Source organism: Streptomyces yangpuensis (assembly GCF_001005295.1).
Lineage (GTDB): Bacteria > Actinomycetota > Actinomycetes > Streptomycetales > Streptomycetaceae > Streptomyces > Streptomyces yangpuensis.
The window spans coordinates 1376189-1393793 of the sequence record NZ_LBMK01000002.1; the positions used below are offsets into that span (position 1 = coordinate 1376189).

The 17605-nt window shown below is 74.0% G+C and carries 15 protein-coding genes; 11 read left to right on the forward strand and 4 right to left on the reverse strand.

Going from position 1 to position 17605, the window contains the following annotated elements:
* Positions 1 to 27: 27 nt before the first annotated feature.
* Together ddaH and AAT21_RS11450 are read left to right on the forward strand one after the other, a co-directional pair.
* Complete coding sequence (gene ddaH / locus AAT21_RS11445; protein ID WP_046776529.1) at positions 28 to 840, forward strand: dimethylargininase; 813 nt, start codon at positions 28 to 30, stop codon at positions 838 to 840.
* Positions 841 to 1007: 167 nt separating this feature from the next.
* Positions 1008 to 1226 carry a hypothetical protein gene (locus AAT21_RS11450; RefSeq protein WP_046776530.1) on the forward strand — a complete coding sequence of 73 codons (219 nt, stop codon included), beginning with the start codon at positions 1008 to 1010 and terminating at the stop codon, positions 1224 to 1226.
* 18 nt (positions 1227 to 1244) lie between these two features.
* Here AAT21_RS11450 and AAT21_RS11455 read toward each other — a convergent pair whose 3' ends face one another.
* Positions 1245 to 4406 carry an AfsR/SARP family transcriptional regulator gene (locus AAT21_RS11455; RefSeq protein WP_046776531.1) on the reverse strand — a complete coding sequence of 1054 codons (3162 nt, stop codon included), beginning with the start codon at positions 4404 to 4406 and terminating at the stop codon, positions 1245 to 1247.
* A gap of 285 nt (positions 4407 to 4691) precedes the next feature.
* Between AAT21_RS11455 and AAT21_RS11460 the strand changes: the two genes are divergently transcribed.
* Positions 4692 to 5738 (forward strand): hypothetical protein, encoded by a 1047-nt coding sequence (locus tag AAT21_RS11460; RefSeq protein WP_046776532.1) that lies wholly within the window; start codon positions 4692 to 4694, stop codon positions 5736 to 5738.
* Between the two features lie 232 nt (positions 5739 to 5970).
* A complete protein-coding gene (locus AAT21_RS11465; RefSeq protein WP_046777259.1) occupies positions 5971 to 7257 on the forward strand; it encodes a phosphatase PAP2 family protein in 1287 nt (428 codons plus the stop codon).
* Between the two features lie 96 nt (positions 7258 to 7353).
* Here the strand turns inward: AAT21_RS11465 and AAT21_RS11470 are convergent, their stop codons facing one another.
* The gene (locus AAT21_RS11470; RefSeq protein WP_046776533.1) at positions 7354 to 8886 is read right to left on the reverse strand and encodes an amino acid permease; all 1533 of its coding nucleotides are present in this window, start codon (positions 8884 to 8886) and stop codon (positions 7354 to 7356) included.
* A gap of 137 nt (positions 8887 to 9023) precedes the next feature.
* Positions 9024 to 10004, reverse strand: coding sequence for a hypothetical protein (locus tag AAT21_RS11475; RefSeq protein ID WP_046776534.1), 981 nt, complete (start codon positions 10002 to 10004; stop codon positions 9024 to 9026).
* Positions 10005 to 10294: 290 nt separating this feature from the next.
* On the opposite strand from AAT21_RS11475, the gene AAT21_RS11480 reads away from it, so the two are divergent.
* The 6 genes from AAT21_RS11480 to AAT21_RS11505 all read left to right on the forward strand — a co-directional run bounded on the left by AAT21_RS11480 (position 10295) and on the right by AAT21_RS11505 (position 16530).
* Complete coding sequence (locus AAT21_RS11480; RefSeq protein WP_046776535.1) at positions 10295 to 11731, forward strand: FGGY family carbohydrate kinase; 1437 nt, start codon at positions 10295 to 10297, stop codon at positions 11729 to 11731.
* Positions 11728 to 13128 carry an FAD-dependent oxidoreductase gene (locus AAT21_RS11485; protein WP_046776536.1) on the forward strand — a complete coding sequence of 467 codons (1401 nt, stop codon included), beginning with the start codon at positions 11728 to 11730 and terminating at the stop codon, positions 13126 to 13128. The genes AAT21_RS11480 and AAT21_RS11485 overlap by 4 nt, the downstream gene beginning before the upstream one ends.
* Positions 13125 to 14333, forward strand: a complete 1209-nt coding sequence (locus AAT21_RS11490; protein WP_046776537.1) for an NAD(P)/FAD-dependent oxidoreductase — start codon at positions 13125 to 13127, stop codon at positions 14331 to 14333. The genes AAT21_RS11485 and AAT21_RS11490 overlap by 4 nt, the downstream gene beginning before the upstream one ends.
* 175 nt (positions 14334 to 14508) lie before the next feature.
* Positions 14509 to 15198, forward strand: a complete 690-nt coding sequence (locus AAT21_RS11495; RefSeq protein WP_046776538.1) for a HemK2/MTQ2 family protein methyltransferase — start codon at positions 14509 to 14511, stop codon at positions 15196 to 15198.
* Positions 15199 to 15229: 31 nt separating this feature from the next.
* Positions 15230 to 15424, forward strand: coding sequence for a CDGSH iron-sulfur domain-containing protein (locus AAT21_RS11500; protein ID WP_235438742.1), 195 nt, complete (start codon positions 15230 to 15232; stop codon positions 15422 to 15424).
* A gap of 158 nt (positions 15425 to 15582) precedes the next feature.
* The gene (locus AAT21_RS11505; RefSeq protein WP_235438743.1) at positions 15583 to 16530 is read left to right on the forward strand and encodes an iron-containing redox enzyme family protein; all 948 of its coding nucleotides are present in this window, start codon (positions 15583 to 15585) and stop codon (positions 16528 to 16530) included.
* Positions 16531 to 16686: 156 nt separating this feature from the next.
* Here AAT21_RS11505 and AAT21_RS35345 read toward each other — a convergent pair whose 3' ends face one another.
* A complete protein-coding gene (locus AAT21_RS35345; RefSeq protein ID WP_079025565.1) occupies positions 16687 to 16860 on the reverse strand; it encodes a CsbD family protein in 174 nt (57 codons plus the stop codon).
* A 273-nt stretch (positions 16861 to 17133) separates the two neighbouring features.
* On the opposite strand from AAT21_RS35345, the gene AAT21_RS11510 reads away from it, so the two are divergent.
* Complete coding sequence (locus tag AAT21_RS11510) at positions 17134 to 17463, forward strand: hypothetical protein (protein ID WP_046776540.1); 330 nt, start codon at positions 17134 to 17136, stop codon at positions 17461 to 17463.
* The last annotated feature ends 142 nt before the right edge of the window (positions 17464 to 17605 follow it).

Genomic DNA, 17605 nt, shown 5'->3' on the forward strand with positions numbered 1-17605 from the left:
CGCCCCGCGCCCCTCCCGGAGCACACCATGACCCGCACCGCCCGCCCGCACCGCCTCCTGATGTGCCGTCCGACCCACTTCGAGGTCAGCTACGCGATCAACCCGTGGATGGATCCCGCCAAGCCGGTCGACACGGACCTCGCCGTCGCCCAGTGGGAGCGGCTGTACGACCTGTACGTCGAACTCGGCCACCGCGTCGACCTCATCGACCCGCTGCCCGGCCTGCCCGACATGGTCTACGCGGCGAACGGCGCCACCGTCGTCGACGGCAAGGTGCTCGGCGCCCGGTTCCGCAACGCCGAGCGCGCCGCCGAGGGCCCCGCCTACCTGGAGTGGTTCCGGGCGGGCGGGTTCACCACCCATGAGCCGGTCCACGTCAACGAGGGCGAGGGCGACCTGCTGCTGACGGGCCGCCACCTGCTGGCCGGGCGCGGCTTCCGCAGCGTCTCGGCCGGCCACGCCGAGGCACAGGAGTTCCTCGGCCGCCCGGTGATCGGCCTGGACCTCGTCGACCCGCGCTTCTACCACCTCGACACCGCGCTCGGCGTGCTCGACGAGGACCAGGTCGTCTACTACCCCGGCGCGTTCTCGGCGGGCAGCAGGGAGGTGCTGCGCCGGCTGTTCCCGGACGCGGTGCTGGTGGAGGAGGCGGACGCGGCGGTGTTCGGACTGAACCTGATGAGCGACGGCCTGAACGTGGTGCTGCCGGAGGCGGCGACCGGGGTCGCCTCCCGACTGCGCGAGCGGGGCTTCCGGCCGATCGGGGTGGACCTCTCCGAACTGTTCAAGGGCGGCGGCAGCGTGAAGTGCTGCACCCTGCAGATCCGCGAGGCCGCCTGACCGGCATCCGGCCGTCGCCCCGATCAACGAGGCCGATCGACGCACGGTGCTCGTGCGTCGATCGCCCGTTGAACGTGCCTTGCCATGCTCCTCCCATCGGCCCGGAGCACTCCGGGAGGAACCGGAACCCCCCTTCCCAGCAGGGAAGACGTCCTTGAGGAGCAGTCATGGCGCACCGCGCGAACAACACCGTTGCCACCCGGGTCTGCCTGGCCGTCGCGGGCCTCGGCCTCGGCACGCTGATCGCCCTGGGCGCGGCCGGCGCGGCCATGGCCGACGACGCCACCGGCACCGGGCAGGGCGGCGGCACCGTCAGCACCCACCAGGCCCCGGCGCCGACCCCCACCCCGTCCGACGACAAGGACTGGAACAGCACCGGTTCCTGACCCCGCCGGATCATACGTTCAGGCCTCCAGCCCGCAGGGTTCCGCCAGGGCCAGAGCCGGCTCCTCCAGCAGACAGCCCACCTCGGCGGCCTCCGGAAGACCCAGCCGGCAGAAGATCTCGTACGCCTGCCGCAACCGCGCCCCCGCCTCGGCCCCGCGCCCGAGGTCCGCCAGCGAGCGGCCCAGCACCACCAGCGCCTGAGCCTGGTCCCGTTCCGCGCCCAGTTCCTCGCAGAGCACCAGTGCCCGTCCGGCGTGGTCGAGCGCCTCGTCGGCCCGGCCGAGCGAGCGCAGACTGTCCGCCAGCCGGTAGCGAGCGTTCGCGGCCCGGTCCCGCAGACCCGCCCCCGTCGCCACCGCCAGACACTCCCGGAACCAGGTCACCGCCTCCTCGTGCCGCCCGAGCCCGTGCAGCGCCAGACCCAGTACGTACAGGGTGTACGCGCGCCCGGAGTCGTCCTGCCGGGTCCGCAGCTCGGCGAGGACCTCGTGACAGATCTCCACCGCCTCCTCCGCGCGCCCGCTGCGCACCCGTGCCAGCGCGGCGTTCATGGTCGTCACCAGGGCGCCGGAGCGGTGCCCCAGCGCGTTGGCCAGCACCAGCGCCTCGTCGTAGTGGTCCACCGCCTCGTCGTAGCGGCTGAGGAACTGGCAGATCAGGCCGAGGTCGTTGAGGGCCTGGCGGAGGATCACCGTGTCACCGGCGGTCCGTGCCGCGTCCACCGCCCGGCGGGCGGCCGCCTCGGCCGCCTCCAGCCGGGTCGCGGCCAGGGCGACGTTCCCGCGCAGGAAGTGTGCGCGTCCGGCGGCCCGGACGTCGCCGTGCCGCACCGCCGCCTCGGCCAGCGCGTCGGCGGTGGCGGCGAGCTGCCGGCTCGGCGGGGTGAGCACGAACGGCGTGAGCGCGATCAGCAGGTCGATCGCGGCCCGCAGCGCCGTCCCCGGCACACCGTCCGACGGCGCCGCGGCGACCGCCGGGCCGCCCGCGACCGCGTCCGCGGCGACCTGGGCCGCCAGCGCCACGGCACCGGCGCGCTCGGCCGTCGTCCACTCCCGGGCCGCGTCCCACCCGGTCAGCGCCACACCGGGGGAGCGGGCCGGACCCAGCGCGCCCGCCGCCGGATCGCCCGGTACCGCGTGCTGGAACGCGGCGCAGGCCGTGGCCAGCAGATGGTCCAGCAGCCGGTCGCGGGCCGCGACCGCCTCCCCGTCCTGCATCGCACCGGCGCCCGCGGCGGCCGGGCCCGCCTCCTGCGCGGGACGGCGACGTGCGAAGGAACGCAGCAGGTCGTGATAGCGGTAGCGCCCGGGGAAGGGCGACTCCACCATCGCCACGTCCACCAGGGCCTCCAGCAGGTCCTCGGCGTCGTACTCGTCGAGGTCGAGCAGCGCCGCGGCCGCCGGCAGCCCGATGTCCGGCCCGTCCACCGACGCGACCAGCCGGAACGCCCGGGCCTGGTCGGCGGTCAGCTGCCGGTAGCTCAGTTCGAAGGCCGCTGCCACCGCCAGATCGCCGATCCGCAGTTCGTCGATCCGGCGTCGTTCCACCTGGAGCCGGCGGCTGAGCGTCTCCACCGTCCAGCCCGGCCGGGCGGCGAGCCGGGCGGCCACGATCCGGACTGCCAGCGGCAGGTGTCCGCAGGCCACGACCAGTTCCAGGGCCGCGTCGCGTTCGGCGGCCAGCCGGTCCGCGCCGATGGTGCGGCCGAGCAGGTCCAGCGCCTCCGACGGGTGGAACACGTCCAGGTCGACCTGGACGGTGGCCGGCAGCCCGGCCGGCCGGGTGCGTCCGGTGGTCAGGACCGCGCAGCCGACCGCCCCCGGCAGCAGCGGCCGGATCTGCGCCGCGTCCTTGGCGTTGTCGAGCACCAGCAGCAGCCGTCGGCCGTCGACGATGGACCGGAAGAGCGCCGAGCGGGCGTCCAGTCCGTCGGGCACCGCGTCCCCGGGGGTACCGAGGGCCACGAGGAAGCTGCTGAGCACCGCTTCGGGGTCGGCGGGCACCGGGTCGGAGCCGCGCAGGTCCACGTACAGCTGGCCGTCCGGGTAGGACTCGCGGACGCGGTGCGCCACGTGCACGGCCAGCGCCGTCTTGCCCACGCCGCCCATGCCGACGACGGTGGCGATCACCAGGGCCTGCGCGCAGGAGGTGCCGAGTGCCTCGTCCAGCACCCGGACCGGCGCCGTGCGGCCGGTGAAGTCGGCGGCGTCCGGCGGGAGCTGGGCCGGTCTCGGGGGTGCGGGCGCCGGTCTGAGCGCGGTCTCCCGTCCGTGCTGCTCCTCGGTCCGGTCCCGCTCGGCGGCCGGGGCGCCGGGCCCGTGGCCGGAGCCGTCGGCGCCGGTGGTCCGCCGGGCCGGCTCCTTCGGTCCCTCGGGCTCCTCGGCGGGAGTCGCCGGCGGGCTCGGTTCGGGGGCGGCCAGCGCCGGGTCGCCCTCCAGGATCCGGCGGTGCAGCTGCTCCAGGTCCGGCCCCGGCGCGACGCCCAGTTCCGCGAGGAAGAGCTGACGCACCCCGCGGTACACCGCCAGTGCGTCCGCCTGCCGTCCGGCCTGGTACAGCGCCCGCATCAGCAGCCCGTACGCCCGCTCGTGCAGCGGGTGCTCGGTGGTGAGGGCGGTCAGCTCGGGTATGCAGCGCGAGTAGCGGCCGAGCGTCAGGTCCAGCCCGATCCGCTCCTCCAGCAGCGTCAGCCGCAGTTCCCCCAGCCGCTGCCGGTGCCGTTCCGCGAACGGGCCCGGCACACCGGCCAGCGGTTCGCCCTGCCACAGCTCCAGCGCCTGGTTGAGCAGGTCGCGGGCGCGCAGCGGATCGGTCCGCGCGGTGCGCTCCGCCTCGGCGGCCAGTGCCTCGGCCTCGGCGACGTCGACGGCGAGCTTCGGCAGCACCAGCCGGTAGCCGTCGCCCATCGACACGAGCACGCTGGGCGCAGGCCGGCCGTCGCCGGCCGCGTCACCGTCCCCTGCCTCGCCCCTGCCCGCGGCGTCCAGTACCTTGCGCCACCGCCACGCGTACGTGCGCACGGTGGTCATCGCCGCGCTCGGTGGCTCCTCGCCCCACAGCGCCGTGATGAGGTCGGTGGCGCTCGCCGAGTGCCCCGGCCGCAGCAGGAGGACGGCCAGCATCGCCTGCTGCTGCGGGCTCCCGATCTTGAGCGCGGTAGCGCCCCGGTGAGCCCGCATCAGACCGAGTAATGAGAAACGGAGATCGCCCAAGTCCTGCCCCCAGCCCCCAGAACACGGTGCCTGCCCCCGCAAGGCGCCCATGTCTCGATTTGTGTCACCTTTTTAACCACAGCGTCGCCCTCGGTGTCGAGAGCCCGTTGAGCCTGTGGTGATCAGGTGTTGAACCTTGCGGTACAGAATCGCCCCGTGCCGCGGGCACGCCGGACACCGCCCGGAACCCGCGCCCGCCCCCTCGGCCGCCGGTGGCGCCGGGCCCGACCATACATTCGGAGGAGGACGTCCGTGAACACCCCGATGCTGTACCGGCTGCTCGACGCCGATCCCGCCGCCGGGCCTGCGGAACTGCTGCACCGTGCCCGGGCAGGCCGTCATCTGCCCCACCTGGTGCTCTCCGCGCTCGTCCGCGACGGAGTCCGGATGGGCGGGCCGGCCCGTGCCGAGCTCGCCCGTGCCCGTGACCGTGCCGCCCACTACGTCCGCCTGGCCGCGGGCCTCGCCCGTTCCACAGGCGTCCGCGCCATCCGGGGCCTCCCGCTCGCCGGGTACTACCCGGACGGTCTGCTCCGTCCGCTGGAGTCCCTGGATCTGGTCGCCCCCGACGAGGCGGCCCTGTGGCAGGCCGTCATCCGCCTGGTCACCGACCACCCGGTGGAGCAGATCGACGTCTCCCTGCTCGGTGAACGTCCCCATCACACCGCCGTCACGGTCCAGTGGCCCGCCGAGGACCCTCTGGTCGACCCCTGGTACCGCGTCCACCTCTCCACCGCTGCTCTGCCCGGGGACGGGCGCGGCGTGCCCGTCCGGCCGTACCTGGTCGCCGACGACCACGTGGAGTGCCTCATCGCCCTGGCCGAGTCCCGCCTCGGCGGGCCGGACCTGCCGCCCGGTCCGCTCACCCTCCTCGACATCGCCTGCCTCGCCCGCCGGCCCTTCGAGCCCGCCGAGACCGCCGCCGTGCTCGCCGCCTACCGCCTGGCCCCGGAGGCAGCCGCCCTCCTCGACCACGCCGCCGAGCACGTCCCGCTGGGTCCGCTCGCGGCCGTACGCGCCGTGCTCGCCCCCGAACTGGCCGCCGAGCACCGCCGTCGCGGGGAGGCCGCGGCCGCCACCGCCCGGTGCGTCCCGACCCGGCACGGGGCCCTGCTCCGCCGCACCGTCATCCGCCACACCTGGGGCGAGGCGCGCCTGCTGGCCCCCGCCCCCGACACCTCCCTCCTCCTCACACCCGTCGCCGACTACCTGCTCACCCCGGCCCCCGACGCCGTCGCCGCGCCCGCCACGCGCACCGCCGCCCTCGACGCCCTCCACCGCTGGGACGCCCTCTGCTGATGCCGGGGGAATTCCGTATTCCGCCCGGCACGCCTGCAGTCCCGCTCGGTTTCCCGGATGTGGCCTTCCTTACTTTCCCGAACCGGCTCACCAGCTCCGCTAACATGTTCGAGCGAACAATGATCAGGTTGAAATATGAACATCGGCTGAAAAATTGATATCTGCGGTAAAGCGAGTGTTTTCGCCAAAGGGCGGCGGAGCCGAGTCCGCCGTATGGCGCCGGCCACGCGTCATTCTGTGGGTCGCGGCGAGCGTCGTGACCCTCGGATTCCTCGTCGCCCTGGAGATCGCCGCGCGCGGCTACGGCGTACCGGGGCCGATCACCGACCAGGCGCGGGAAGTGGTGTTCGCACCCAAGTCGGGCACGGTGCTCTACGCCAGCATGGCCCTGATGCTGGTGGTGCTCACCTGGCGGCAGCGGTTCATCGCGCTCGGCGCCGCGGTCGGCATCGACCTCGTCTTCTGGCTCGTGCGCTGGGCGGCCGGTGCCGAGATGATGTACGGCAACGGCGCGCTCCTGGTCACCCTGGGCTGCGCGGTCATCGCGCTCACCCGCCGCACCGGCCGTGAGCGGACCCTGCTGCTCCAGGGCGTCGGACTGGCCCTGCTGCTGGTGACCGGCCGCAAGACCGGCTACACCTGGCTGCTGATCACGTCGAAGACCCGCCCGACGGTGCTCGACCAGTACGTGGCCACCGCAGACCAGGCGCTGGGCAACCCGTCGTGGGTGGCGGGCCGGATCGTCGAGGCCACCGGCGTCGTCGGCTTCCGCGTCCTCGAATTCGTCTACATCCAGCTCGCCGTGATGGCGGTCATCGTGGCGCTGTACCAGCTGCGCCACGTGGCGGCCGAGCGCCGCTTCCCGCGCCACCACCTGGTACGCACCTTCCTGGCCATCGGGCTGCTCGGCCCGGGCATCTACATGGTCTTCCCGGTGGTCGGGCCGATCTTCGCATACGGCGCCGACGGCGGGCAGTGGGCGCTGGCCGAGCTCTGGCCGAACACGCCGCCGCCGGTCACCACCCCGCAGCCGATGCTCTTCGACGAGTTCACCCCCCGCAATTGCATGCCCAGCCTGCACACGGCGTGGGCCACCGCGATCTTCATCCATTCCCGCAAGGCCCCCCGGGCCCTCCGCTGGGCGGGAACGTTCTGGCTGGTCGCGACGCTCGGCGCGACCCTCGGATTCGGCTACCACTACGGCGCGGACATCGTCGCCGGTGTGGTGTTCACCCTCACCATCGATGCCGCACTGCGCACCCTCGACCACGGATGGGACCGCAGGGGCATCCGGTTCGTCGCCTACGGCACCGCGGTCTTCCTCGCGCTCCTGCTGTCGTACCGCTTCCTGCCGATGGAGATGGCGGCGCTCCCGTGGGTGTACGGCCCGCTCGTCGTCCTGTCGATGGTCTCGGTGATCTACGGCCACGTCCGGCTCACCCGGCGCTGGGACCGCCGGGCCGAGTCGGTGACGCTGCCACAGCAGCAGCAGCGCGAGCCGCAGCCCGAACTGGTCTGAACGCACCGCGCGCGCCCCGGTGCGGCGGGGCGCGCGCCGACCGACGGCCGCTCGGGCCGACGGAAAGACAGACAGACAGACGGCCGGTCGGCCGTCTCAGACGATGCCCTCGGCGATCTCGGCCTGCTCCCGGGCGTTGCCGTAGGCCGACGGCGTCCCGTACGAGCGCCGGGCGGCGTACCACCAGGCGCTGGCCAGGACGAGGACCACGGCCAGCGCGATCACCGCGTAGTTCATCGAGTCGATGGTCACCGGCGACTTCTGCGGCAGGCAGAACAGCACGGTGACGACGGCCACCCACACCACGGCGGTCCAGCCGATCGGCTTGCTCCACCGGCCCAGGTTCCACGGCCCGGGCTGGAACCGGTTCCCGGCGCGCAGCCGCAGGTAGATCGGGATCGCGTAGGCCGGCGTGATGCCGATGACGTTGATGGCGGTCACGGCCCCGTAGGCGGTGGCGGAGTAGAGCGACGGGAGCGCCAGCACGGCCGCGACGGCGACGGAGAGCCACACGGCCGGGACCGGGGTCTGCGTACGGCTGCTCACCTTGCGCCACAGCGCGGAGCCGGGCAGCGCGTTGTCGCGGCTGAAGGCGAAGACCATCCGGCTCGCGGCGGCGACCTCGGCGTTGCCGCAGAAGAGCTGCGCGACGATCACGACGAGGAGCAGGGCGGTGGCGCCGCCGGAGCCCAGCGCGTCGAGGAAGATCTGGGCCGGCGGGACCCCGGTGGCGGTGCCCTGCACGGCCGCGTAGTCCTGGATGGCGAAGGTGAGGCCCGCGAGCAGCGCGAAGCCGGCGATCCAGGAGACCCAGATGGCCCGGACGATGCCCCGGGCGGCGGAGACCGAGGCGTTGGAGGTCTCCTCCGACAGGTGCGCGGAGGCGTCGTAGCCGGAGAAGGTGTACTGGGCGAGCAGCAGGCCGACCGCGGCCACGTAGAACGGGTTGGCCCAGCCGGTGTCGTTGACGAACTCGGTGAAGACGAACGACGGCGACTGGTGCTGGTCGGGTATGAAGGCCAGGGCGCCCACGATCACGGCGACGCCGCCCAGGTGCCACCAGACGCTGACGGAGTTGAGCACGCTGACGAGGCGGACGCCGAAGAGGTTGAGCGCGGCGTGCAGCAGCAGGATGCACAGGAAGATCACGAACGTCAGGCCGGGGGTGGGCTCGACGCCGTACTGGAGGTTGAGGAAGGCGCCGGTGAACAGGGCGGCGCCGTAGTCGATGCCGGCGATGGCGCCGAGCAGACCGAGCAGGTTCAGCCAGCCGGTGTACCAGCCCCAGCGGCGCCCGCCGAGCCGGTCGGCCATGTAGTAGAGCGCTCCCGAGGTGGGGTACGCGCTCGTGACCTCGGCCAGGGCGAGGCCCACGCAGAGCACGAACAGGCCGACGCCGGCCCAGCCCCACAGCATCACGGCCGGACCGCCCGTGCCCAGCCCGAAGCCGTAGAGGGTCATGCAGCCGGACAGGACGGAGATGACCGAGAAGCTGATGGCGAAGTTGCCGAAGCCGCCCATCCGGCGGGCGAGAACCGGCTGATAGCCGAGCTCTCTGAGCCGTTCCTCCTCGTCCCGCCGGGGCGGGGCCTTGCTGTCCTGGCGGACGGTCGGCGCGGTGCGGGACATGGGGGAGTACCTCCGGGGGTCGTGAGGATCGGGGACGGGGGTGGGGCGGTGGAGAACAGGGGCGGAGCGGTGGAAACGGGGGTGGAGCGGTGGAGACAGGGGGGAGTACGGGGGCACCGCGGGCGGGGGCCGCGGAGTCAGCCCCGGGCCGCCAGGCTGCGGGTCCTGGCCCGCAGGAAGACCTCCATGGCCAGTTCCTGGTCGGCGGGGTCCCGGGTCCGGTGGGCCCAGGGCAGCGTGGTCCAGTACCGGTCGATCGTGTCGAAGACCTGGGCCGCCTCGTCGAACCGGTGGGCCCCCCACAGCGCGTGGGCGAGGTGGTTCAGGTCGAGCGGGGAGGCGCGGCGCAGGTCGCTGTGGCGGAACCAGGTGTCGAGTGCGTGTCCGGCGTCGCGGACGGCGTCCTCGGCGACCCAGTGGAGGTCGAGCGCCTTCTCCTGGCCGCGTTCGCGGCGGTACCGCTCGATGCTCAGATAGAGCGGCAGGAGATGCACGGCGGACGCGGCCGGGGCCGAACCGGACGCCCAGTGCACGAAGTTGGCGGCCTCGGTCAGCGGACCGGGCGTACCGGCGCACACGAACTGCAGCATCCGGTGGTACGCCTCGCGGTTGTGCGGGTCGCGCTTGTCGGCCTGGGCGAGGATGCCCCAGGGACCGCGGGGCAGCATGAGGGCGGGCGGTTGCTGCCGGTGCTCGTCCATCGAGCGGTGCTCGTCGAGCAGGGCCAGTGCGAGCAGGCAGACCCAGGGGACGGGGTCGGCGGGGCTGGCCTCCGAGGCGTCGCGGCAGGCGGCCCACGCCTCCTGCCACAGCTCGCGCGTGCGGGGGTGGCGCGCCCGGTGGGCGCGGACGGCGCGTTCCACGGCGACACGTGTGTGCATGACGGACGCGGCGACGCTGCGCGGTTCCTCGGACCGCCACGCCTGGACCACGTCGGATCCGGCGGCGACCGCGGCGAGCACCTGGGTGCGCTGGGTCCACAGCCCCCAGCCGTCCGTCCGGTCCAGTAACTGCGCCATCGCCACCCAGCGGCCGGTACGCAGGTCCTGTACGGCCACCCGCAGGTCGTTGTCGTGGCCGGCGGGGTGGTAGACGGGCCGGAAGTCGCTGCCCGCCATCACCTCGCCCCGGTCGACGGGTAGCCGGGACGGGCGCGTCTAGCGGTGGTCGTCGTCATCGGTCCTCGCCTCGCATGGCCTTCGCGCCGGGTGATCGGCGATCACTATAGAGTGACTGTGACCGTTCGAGTCGTGAAACTTTTTCGAATGCAAGTATCAAGCCACATACAAGATGTGAATTCGCGTCAGACGGCCCGTGACCCGCGTGGACGGATCTTGACGGGGCGGCGTCCGCTGGTGAAGTCTTCCGGCAGACGATCGCGCATGCCGACACCAGGGACGGAGTGGTGATGACGGGCCCGGTGCTCGCTGTGGACCAGGGCACCTCGGGTACCAAGGCCCTCGTCGTCTGCCCCGTACGAGGGGTCATCGGCTCCGCCTCCGCCCCCGTACGGCCCCGGTACCTGCCGGGCGGCCGCGTGGAGGTGGACCCCGGCGAGCTGCTGCGTTCGGTCGTCGACGCGGGACGCGCCGCCCTCGCGGCGGCCGGCGAACCGGTCGCCGCGGTGGGCCTGGCCAACCAGGGCGAGACCGTCCTCGCCTGGGATCCGGCGAGCGGTGAGCCGCTGACCGACGCGATCGTCTGGCAGGACCGCCGCGCCGAACCGATCTGCACCGAACTGGCCCCGCACGCGGCGTCGTTGCAGGACCGGACGGGACTGCCCCTCGACCCGTATTTCGCCGCGCCGAAGATGGCCTGGATACGCCGTCACCTCACCCGCCGCGGCGTCGTGACGACCAGCGACGCATGGCTGGTGCACCGGCTCACCGGCGCCTTCGTCACCGACGCGGCGACCGCCGGCCGCACCCAGCTGCTCGACCTCGACACCGTCGCCTGGTCACCGGAAGCCCTGGACGCCTTCGGCCTCACCGGCGAAGCCCTGCCCGACATCGTCGACGCGGACACCCGCGTCGGCACCACCACCGCCTTCGGACCCCCGCTGCCGCTGACCGGGCTGCTCGTCGACCAGCAGGCCGCCCTGCTCGCCCAGCGCGTCACCGAACCCGGCACCGCCAAGTGCACCTATGGCACCGGGGCGTTCCTTCTCGCGCAGAGCGGACCGCGCCCCCGCCGCAGCACCTCCGGACTCGTCGGCTGCGTCGCCTGGCGGCTCGCCGGCCGGACCAGCTACTGCCTCGACGGCCAGGTCTACACCGCCGCGTCCGCCGTCCGCTGGCTCACCGACCTCGGTGTGATCTCCGGCGCCCACGACCTCGACACCGTGGGCGGGACCGCCCCCGACGCCGGCGGCGTCACCTTCGTCCCCGCGCTCGCCGGCCTCGCCGCCCCATGGTGGCGCGGCGACCTGCGCGGCTCGGTCACCGGCCTCGGCCTCGACACCAGCGCCGGGCACCTCGTACGGGCGCTGTGCGACGGCATAGCCGCCCAGGTCGCCGAGCTCGCCGACGCCGTCGCCACCGACCTCGGCACACCCTTGGCCGCCCTGCGCGTCGACGGCGGCCTCACCCGCTCCGCCCTGCTCATGCAGGCCCAGGCCGACCTGCTGCAGATCCCCGTCGAGGTGTCCGCCCTCCCGGACGCCACCGCCCTCGGCGTCGCCACCGTCGCCCGGCTCGGCCTCGACCCCTCCCTCACCGTGCACGAGGCCGTCCCCGAGTGGAAGCCGTCCGCCGTCTACGAGCCCAAGGCCCGGGCCGGACACGCCGCCGAGCGCCGCGCACGGTTCCGGACGGCGGTGTCCGCCCTGCTCGACGGACCGGCATGACACTGACCCGGCGGGGCCCGCTGCCCGGCGGCGCCCCGTACGACGTGACGGTCGTCGGCGCCGGTGTGGTGGGCTCGGCCATCGCCCGGGAACTGTCCCGCCTTCCCCTGCGGATCGCCCTGATCGACGCCTGCGACGACGTCGGCAACGGCACCTCGAAGGCCAACACCGCCATCCTGCACACCGGTTTCGACGCCGTGCCGGGCTCCCTGGAGTCCCGGCTCGTCCGCGACGGGCAACGGCTGCTCGCCGCGTACGCGGCCGACACCGGCATCCCGGTGGAACCGGTCGGAGCCCTGCTCGTCGCCTGGAACGAGGAACAGCTCGCGGCCCTGCCCGGACTCGCCGACAAGGCCGTGCGCAACGGCTACCGCTCCGCCCGGATCCTTCCCGCCCACGAGGTACGGGCCCGCGAACCGGAACTGGGGCCCGGAGTACTGGGCGCGCTCGACGTACCGGACGAGTCCCTCATCTGCCCCTGGACGACCACCCTCGCCTACGCGACCCAGGCCGTGCGGGCCGGCGTCGACCTGCACCTCAACTGCCCCGTACGGTCGGTCGCCCCGGGCGAACCGCACACCCTCGCCACCGGCCGGGGCCCGCTGCGCACCCGGCACCTGGTCAACGCGGCCGGCCTGTACGCCGACGAGATCGACCGGTTCCTCGGCCACACGGACTTCACCGTCACCCCCCGGCGCGGCCAGCTGATCGTCTTCGACGAACTCGCCCGCGGCCTCGTCCGCCACATCCTGCTGCCCGTGCCCGACGCCCGCGGCAAGGGCGTGCTGGTCACGCCGACCGTGTACGGGAACGTCATGCTCGGGCCGACCGCCGAGGACCTGGACGACAGGACGGCCACCGGCTCGACCGCCGACGGGCTCGCCCTGCTGCGGGAGAAGGGCCGGCGGATCCTCCCCGCCCTCCTCGACGAGGAGGTCACCGCCGTGTACGCCGGGCTGCGGGCCGCCACCGGGCAGGACGACTACGCCGTCCGTGCGCATCCCGCCCAGCGCTACGTGACCGTGGGCGGGATCCGTTCCACCGGCCTGACCGCCTCGATGGCGATCGCCGCACACGTGGTCGGGCTGCTCGCCGAAGCCGGTCTGCCCCTGACCGGCGCCCGCGACCCGGAACCGGTGCGGATGCCGAACCTCGGCGAGGCCTTCCCCCGCCCGTACCGCGACGCGGCGATGATCGCGGCGGACCCGGAGTACGGCCGGATCGTCTGCCACTGCGAGCGCGTCACCCGCGGCGAGATCCGCGACGCGCTCGCCGCGACCGTACCGCCCGCCTCGCCGGACGGCCTGCGGCGGCGCACCCGCGCCCGCGGCGGCCGCTGCCAGGGCTTCCACTGCGGTGCCGCCGTCCGCGCCCTGTTCGAGGAGGCCCGCCCATGACGCCCGTGAACCGCACCGACGCGCACGCAGACGTCCTCGTCGTCGGCGCCGGCCCCGCCGGACTGGCCCTGGCCGCCCGGCTCGCCCGGGCCGGCGCCGGCCGGGTCGAGGTCCTCGAACGCGAACCGGAACCGGGCGGGATGCCGCGCCACCTCCACCACGGAGGCTTCGGCCGGGCCCCGCTGCCCTGGCTGCGGGGCCCCGCGTACGCACGACGGTGGGCGCGGGCGGCGGCCGCCGCCGGAGCCGCCGTCCGCACCGGTGTCACCGCCACCGGCTGGGCCGGACCGCTCCGCCTGGAGACCACGAGCCCGGCGGGCCTGGAACGGATCACGGCCCGGGCCGTCGTCCTCGCCACCGGCGCCCGCGAACGCCCGCGCAGCGCCCGGCTCGTCCCCGGTTCACGTCCGCCCGGAGTGCTGACCACCGGGGAGCTGTTCCGCTCGGTCCACGAATACGGCCTGCCCATCGGCCGACGGGCCGTGGTGGTCGGCGCCGAGCCCGTCGCCCGCCACGCCGCGGCCACACTCCGGCAGGCGGGCACGGACGTGGTGGCGATGGTCACCGAGCAGCCGCGCGCCGCCGCCGTGCCGGGGATCCCGGTGCTCACGGCGACCACGGTCGGCGAACTGCACGGCCGCGGCCGGCTGACGGGCGTGGCCGTCCGCCACCGGGACGGCCGTACGGGCCTCCTCGCCTGCGACACGGTGGTCTTCACCGGCGACTGGATCCCCGACCACGAACTGGCCCGCCGCGGCGGCATCCCCCTGGACCCCGGCACCCGGGGCCCCTGCGTGGATGCCGCCTTCCGCACGGCGGCCCCGGGCGTCTTCGCCGTGGGCAACGCCCTCCACGGCATCGAGAGCGCGGCCACCGCCGTCGGGGAGGGAGAGGCCGCGGCGGCCTCCGTACTCGCCCACCTCGCCGGCGCGCCCTGGCCCGAGGCCGGCCCTCCCCTGCACGTCCGGGCCCCACTCCTGTGGGTGACGCCCCACCGGATCACCGGCATCGCCCGGCGGCCGCTGCTGCTGCGCTCCGCGGAAGCGGTCACCGCCCCCGTGGTGACAGCCGCCCAGGACGGCCGGACCCTGTGGCGGCGCCGGTTCCCGGTCCCGGCGTCCCCGTCGCGCTCCCTGAGGCTCCCGCCCCACTGGACCGCCCGCGTCGACCACGCGGGCGGCCCGGTCGTGCTGGCCCTCGGCTGAGATCGAGCCCGGCCCACGGCCGACACGGACAGGTTTGACGGGAAGCCGCCTGATTCCTGTCGTTTCCTCCGAAAATCACCTCGACTCCGGATGGGGTGCCGCGCGGCGGGCAGGCGCCCACTGCCGTCACCCGCCGCGCATCGGCCCCGCGGACCCCACCCGAATACGGAGGCACATGGTGTCCCCTACGGCACTGCTCCCGGGCCCACCGGCTCCGGGCCTGATCGCCCTCCCGGGTGTGTACCGGCCACAGTCGGACACCCGCTTCCTCGCCGAGGCCCTCGACCACGAGGACCTGGGACCCGGCAGGGACGTGCTGGAGATCGGCACGGGCACCGGTGCGCTCGCCCTGCACGCCGCGGAGCGCGGCGCCCGGGTCACGGCGGTCGACGTCTCCTGGACCGCCGTGCTCACGGCCCGGCTGAACGCCCTGCGCCGGCGCCTGCCCCTGCGCCTCCTGCACGGCGACTTCGCCATGCGCACCGCCGGACGACGCTTCGACCTCGTCTTCGCGAACCCGCCGTACGTCCCCGCCCCCGGGGACGGCCCGCCGGCGCACGGGCCGGAGCGGGCCTGGGACGCCGGCCCCGACGGCCGGGCCGTCATCGACCGGATCTGCGCCAGGGCCCCGGCGCTGCTACGGGCCGGCGGCTCCCTGCTCATGGTGCATTCGGGGATGTGCGGGGCCCAGGAGACGGTGGACCGGCTGTCCGGGGCCGGCCTGACCGCCGGGATCACGGCGCGGACCGCCGTGCCGTGGGGTCCCGTCCTGCGCGGGCGGCGCGCTTGGCTGGAGCGGCGGGCGCTGGCGTCCCCGCACGAGGAGTGGGAAGAGCTGGTGATCATCCGTGCCGTGTCCGTCTGACAGCGCCGCGACCCCCGCCCGGCGGGTGTCCGTGGACCCCCGGGGCCCCGTACTCGTCGAGGGCCCGGTCGAGGTCGTCCTCGACGACGGGACCGTCGTGCGGTCCGACCGCTTCGTCGTCGCGGTGTGCACCTGCCGTCGCAGCCGCACCTACCCGTGGTGCGACACCAGCCACCGGCCCAGGGGACGAGCCGTGCCGCCGACCGAGGACGGGAACCCGCGATGACAGGCCACGACCGGAACATCCCGACGGCTACGGCTACGGCTACGGCTACGGCTACGGCTACGGCTACGGCTACGGCTACGGCGACGTCTGCGGCTACGGAGACTGCTGCGGCGGCCGGACCCGGCCTGGTCGAGGCGCGCGGCGAGCTGTCCCGGGCCGTGACCCGGGCCCTGCGCTCGGACACCGCCCCCGCCTGCGCCCCCGGTGCCGTGCTGCGGGCCGACCCCTGGGGCGAGGACCTGCACCTCGCCCTCTACCTGCTCTACGAACTGCACTACGCGGGCTTCGACGGCGTCGACGACGAACGGGAATGGGACCCCGACCTGCTGCGGCTGCGCCAGGCGATGGAAGCCCGGTTCCTGCACGCCCTGCGCACCGAACTGGCCGACGGCCCCCGCTCGGTCGAGGACGCCTTCGCCCCGCTCCTCGTCGAGCCCGTCGACCTCTCGGACAGCCTCAGCCACCACCTGGAAACCGAGGGCGAACTCTGGCAGTTGCGCGAGTACGCGGCCCTGCGCTCCCTCTACCACCTCAAGGAGGCCGACCCGCACGCCTGGGTCATCCCCCGGCTGACCGGCCGTGCCAAGGCCGCGATGGTCGCCATCGAGTACGACGAGTTCGGCGCCGGCCGCGCCGACCGCGTCCACGCGCGGCTCTTCGCCGCACTCATGGCCGACCTCCGGCTGGACCCCGCGTACGGCCGGTACCTGGACCGGGCGCCCGCGCCCCTGCTGGCCACCGTGAACCTGATGTCCCTGTTCGGCCTGCACCGGGCGCTGCGTGGCGCGCTCGTCGGGCACTTCGCGTGCGTCGAGGTCACCTCCTCACCCGGCTCCCGCCGCATGGCCCGGGCCATGCGGCGCTGCGGGGCGGGCCCGGCCGCGGAACGCTTCTACACCGAGCACGTGGAGGCCGACGCCGTCCACGAACAGGTCGTACGCCACGAGGTGATCGGAGGCCTGCTGGCCGACGAACCGCACCTGGAGGCGGACGTCGCCTTCGGCTGCGCGGCGACCGTCCTGCTGGAGGACCGGCTGGCGACGCACATCCGCAGCGCATGGACCCGCGGCGACAGCGCCCTGCGTACCCCGCTGCGGCTGCCGTGAGGCGCCGCGGGCCCGCCAGGACCTGCCTTCGGCCGCCGAGGCACACGCCTTCGGCCGCCGAGGGACACGCCTTCGGCCGCCGAGGGACACGCCTTCGGCCGCCGACCGGTCCCGGTCGGCGGCCGCTGTGCGTTCCGGCGAGAACCGGTCGGCGGGTCAGCCCTTGAAGGTGTCCTTGATCTTCTCCTTGGCCTGCCGGGCGTTGCCCTTGGTCTTCTCGGCGCGACCCTCGGCGGTCAGGCGTTCGTTGCCCACCGTGCGACCGGCGGTCTCCTTGACCTTGCCCTTGATCTGTTCGGCCTTGGCCTGGCTCTTCTCCTTGTCGGACACGGCTGATCACTCCCTGGAGATCGGGGTGGAGATGCGTCGTACAAGGGGGCTTCTGACCGCGATCCCGGGCGGCAAACGCCGCGAGCTCTTCGGCAGCAGGACCGGTGACGACACCGACAAGTTCGAACACCTGGCCACGCCACCCGCCCGAACCACCCCTGATTGCGGCCCGCACCGACCGCGCCGAGACTGGATCCGCGTGTGATCGGCAGCCGTGTGTGAGCGGCCTCCACGCGTGATCAGCCAAGCAGCGAACGGACGACGGGAGCAGACATGTCTGGATACGAGAACGGATTCGCCTGCGAAGCCGGTGCTCAGGACTTCACCGCCACGGCCCACCGGTACGGCAAGGGCAGGCGCACGGTCACGGTGAAGGGCACCTGCCAGTGCCGGACCCCCGGCTTCGAACTCAAGCTGGCGCCGGCGTCCCCACCGCTCGTCCCCGACGAACTCCACCTGGATCTGGTCGAAGTCGCGCCGAGCGGCACCGTCGCCCAGGTCATCACACCCACGGATGTGGAGGGCGAGTTCGAGGTCGGTGACGAGGTCGAACGGGTCCTCATCGTCAACCGGAACATCACCGTGCTGGTCAAGGAAGGCTGATGAAGGCCGACCGGACCGCCGTACCGTGACCCCGCCTCACCGCTGACATCCGGTCAGGCGGGACCACCACCATGCCGCGCCGGCTTCCGAATTCACCCGCACGGGTGAAAATGGGGGCCGGCCACGGACGTGTGTGGGGGGC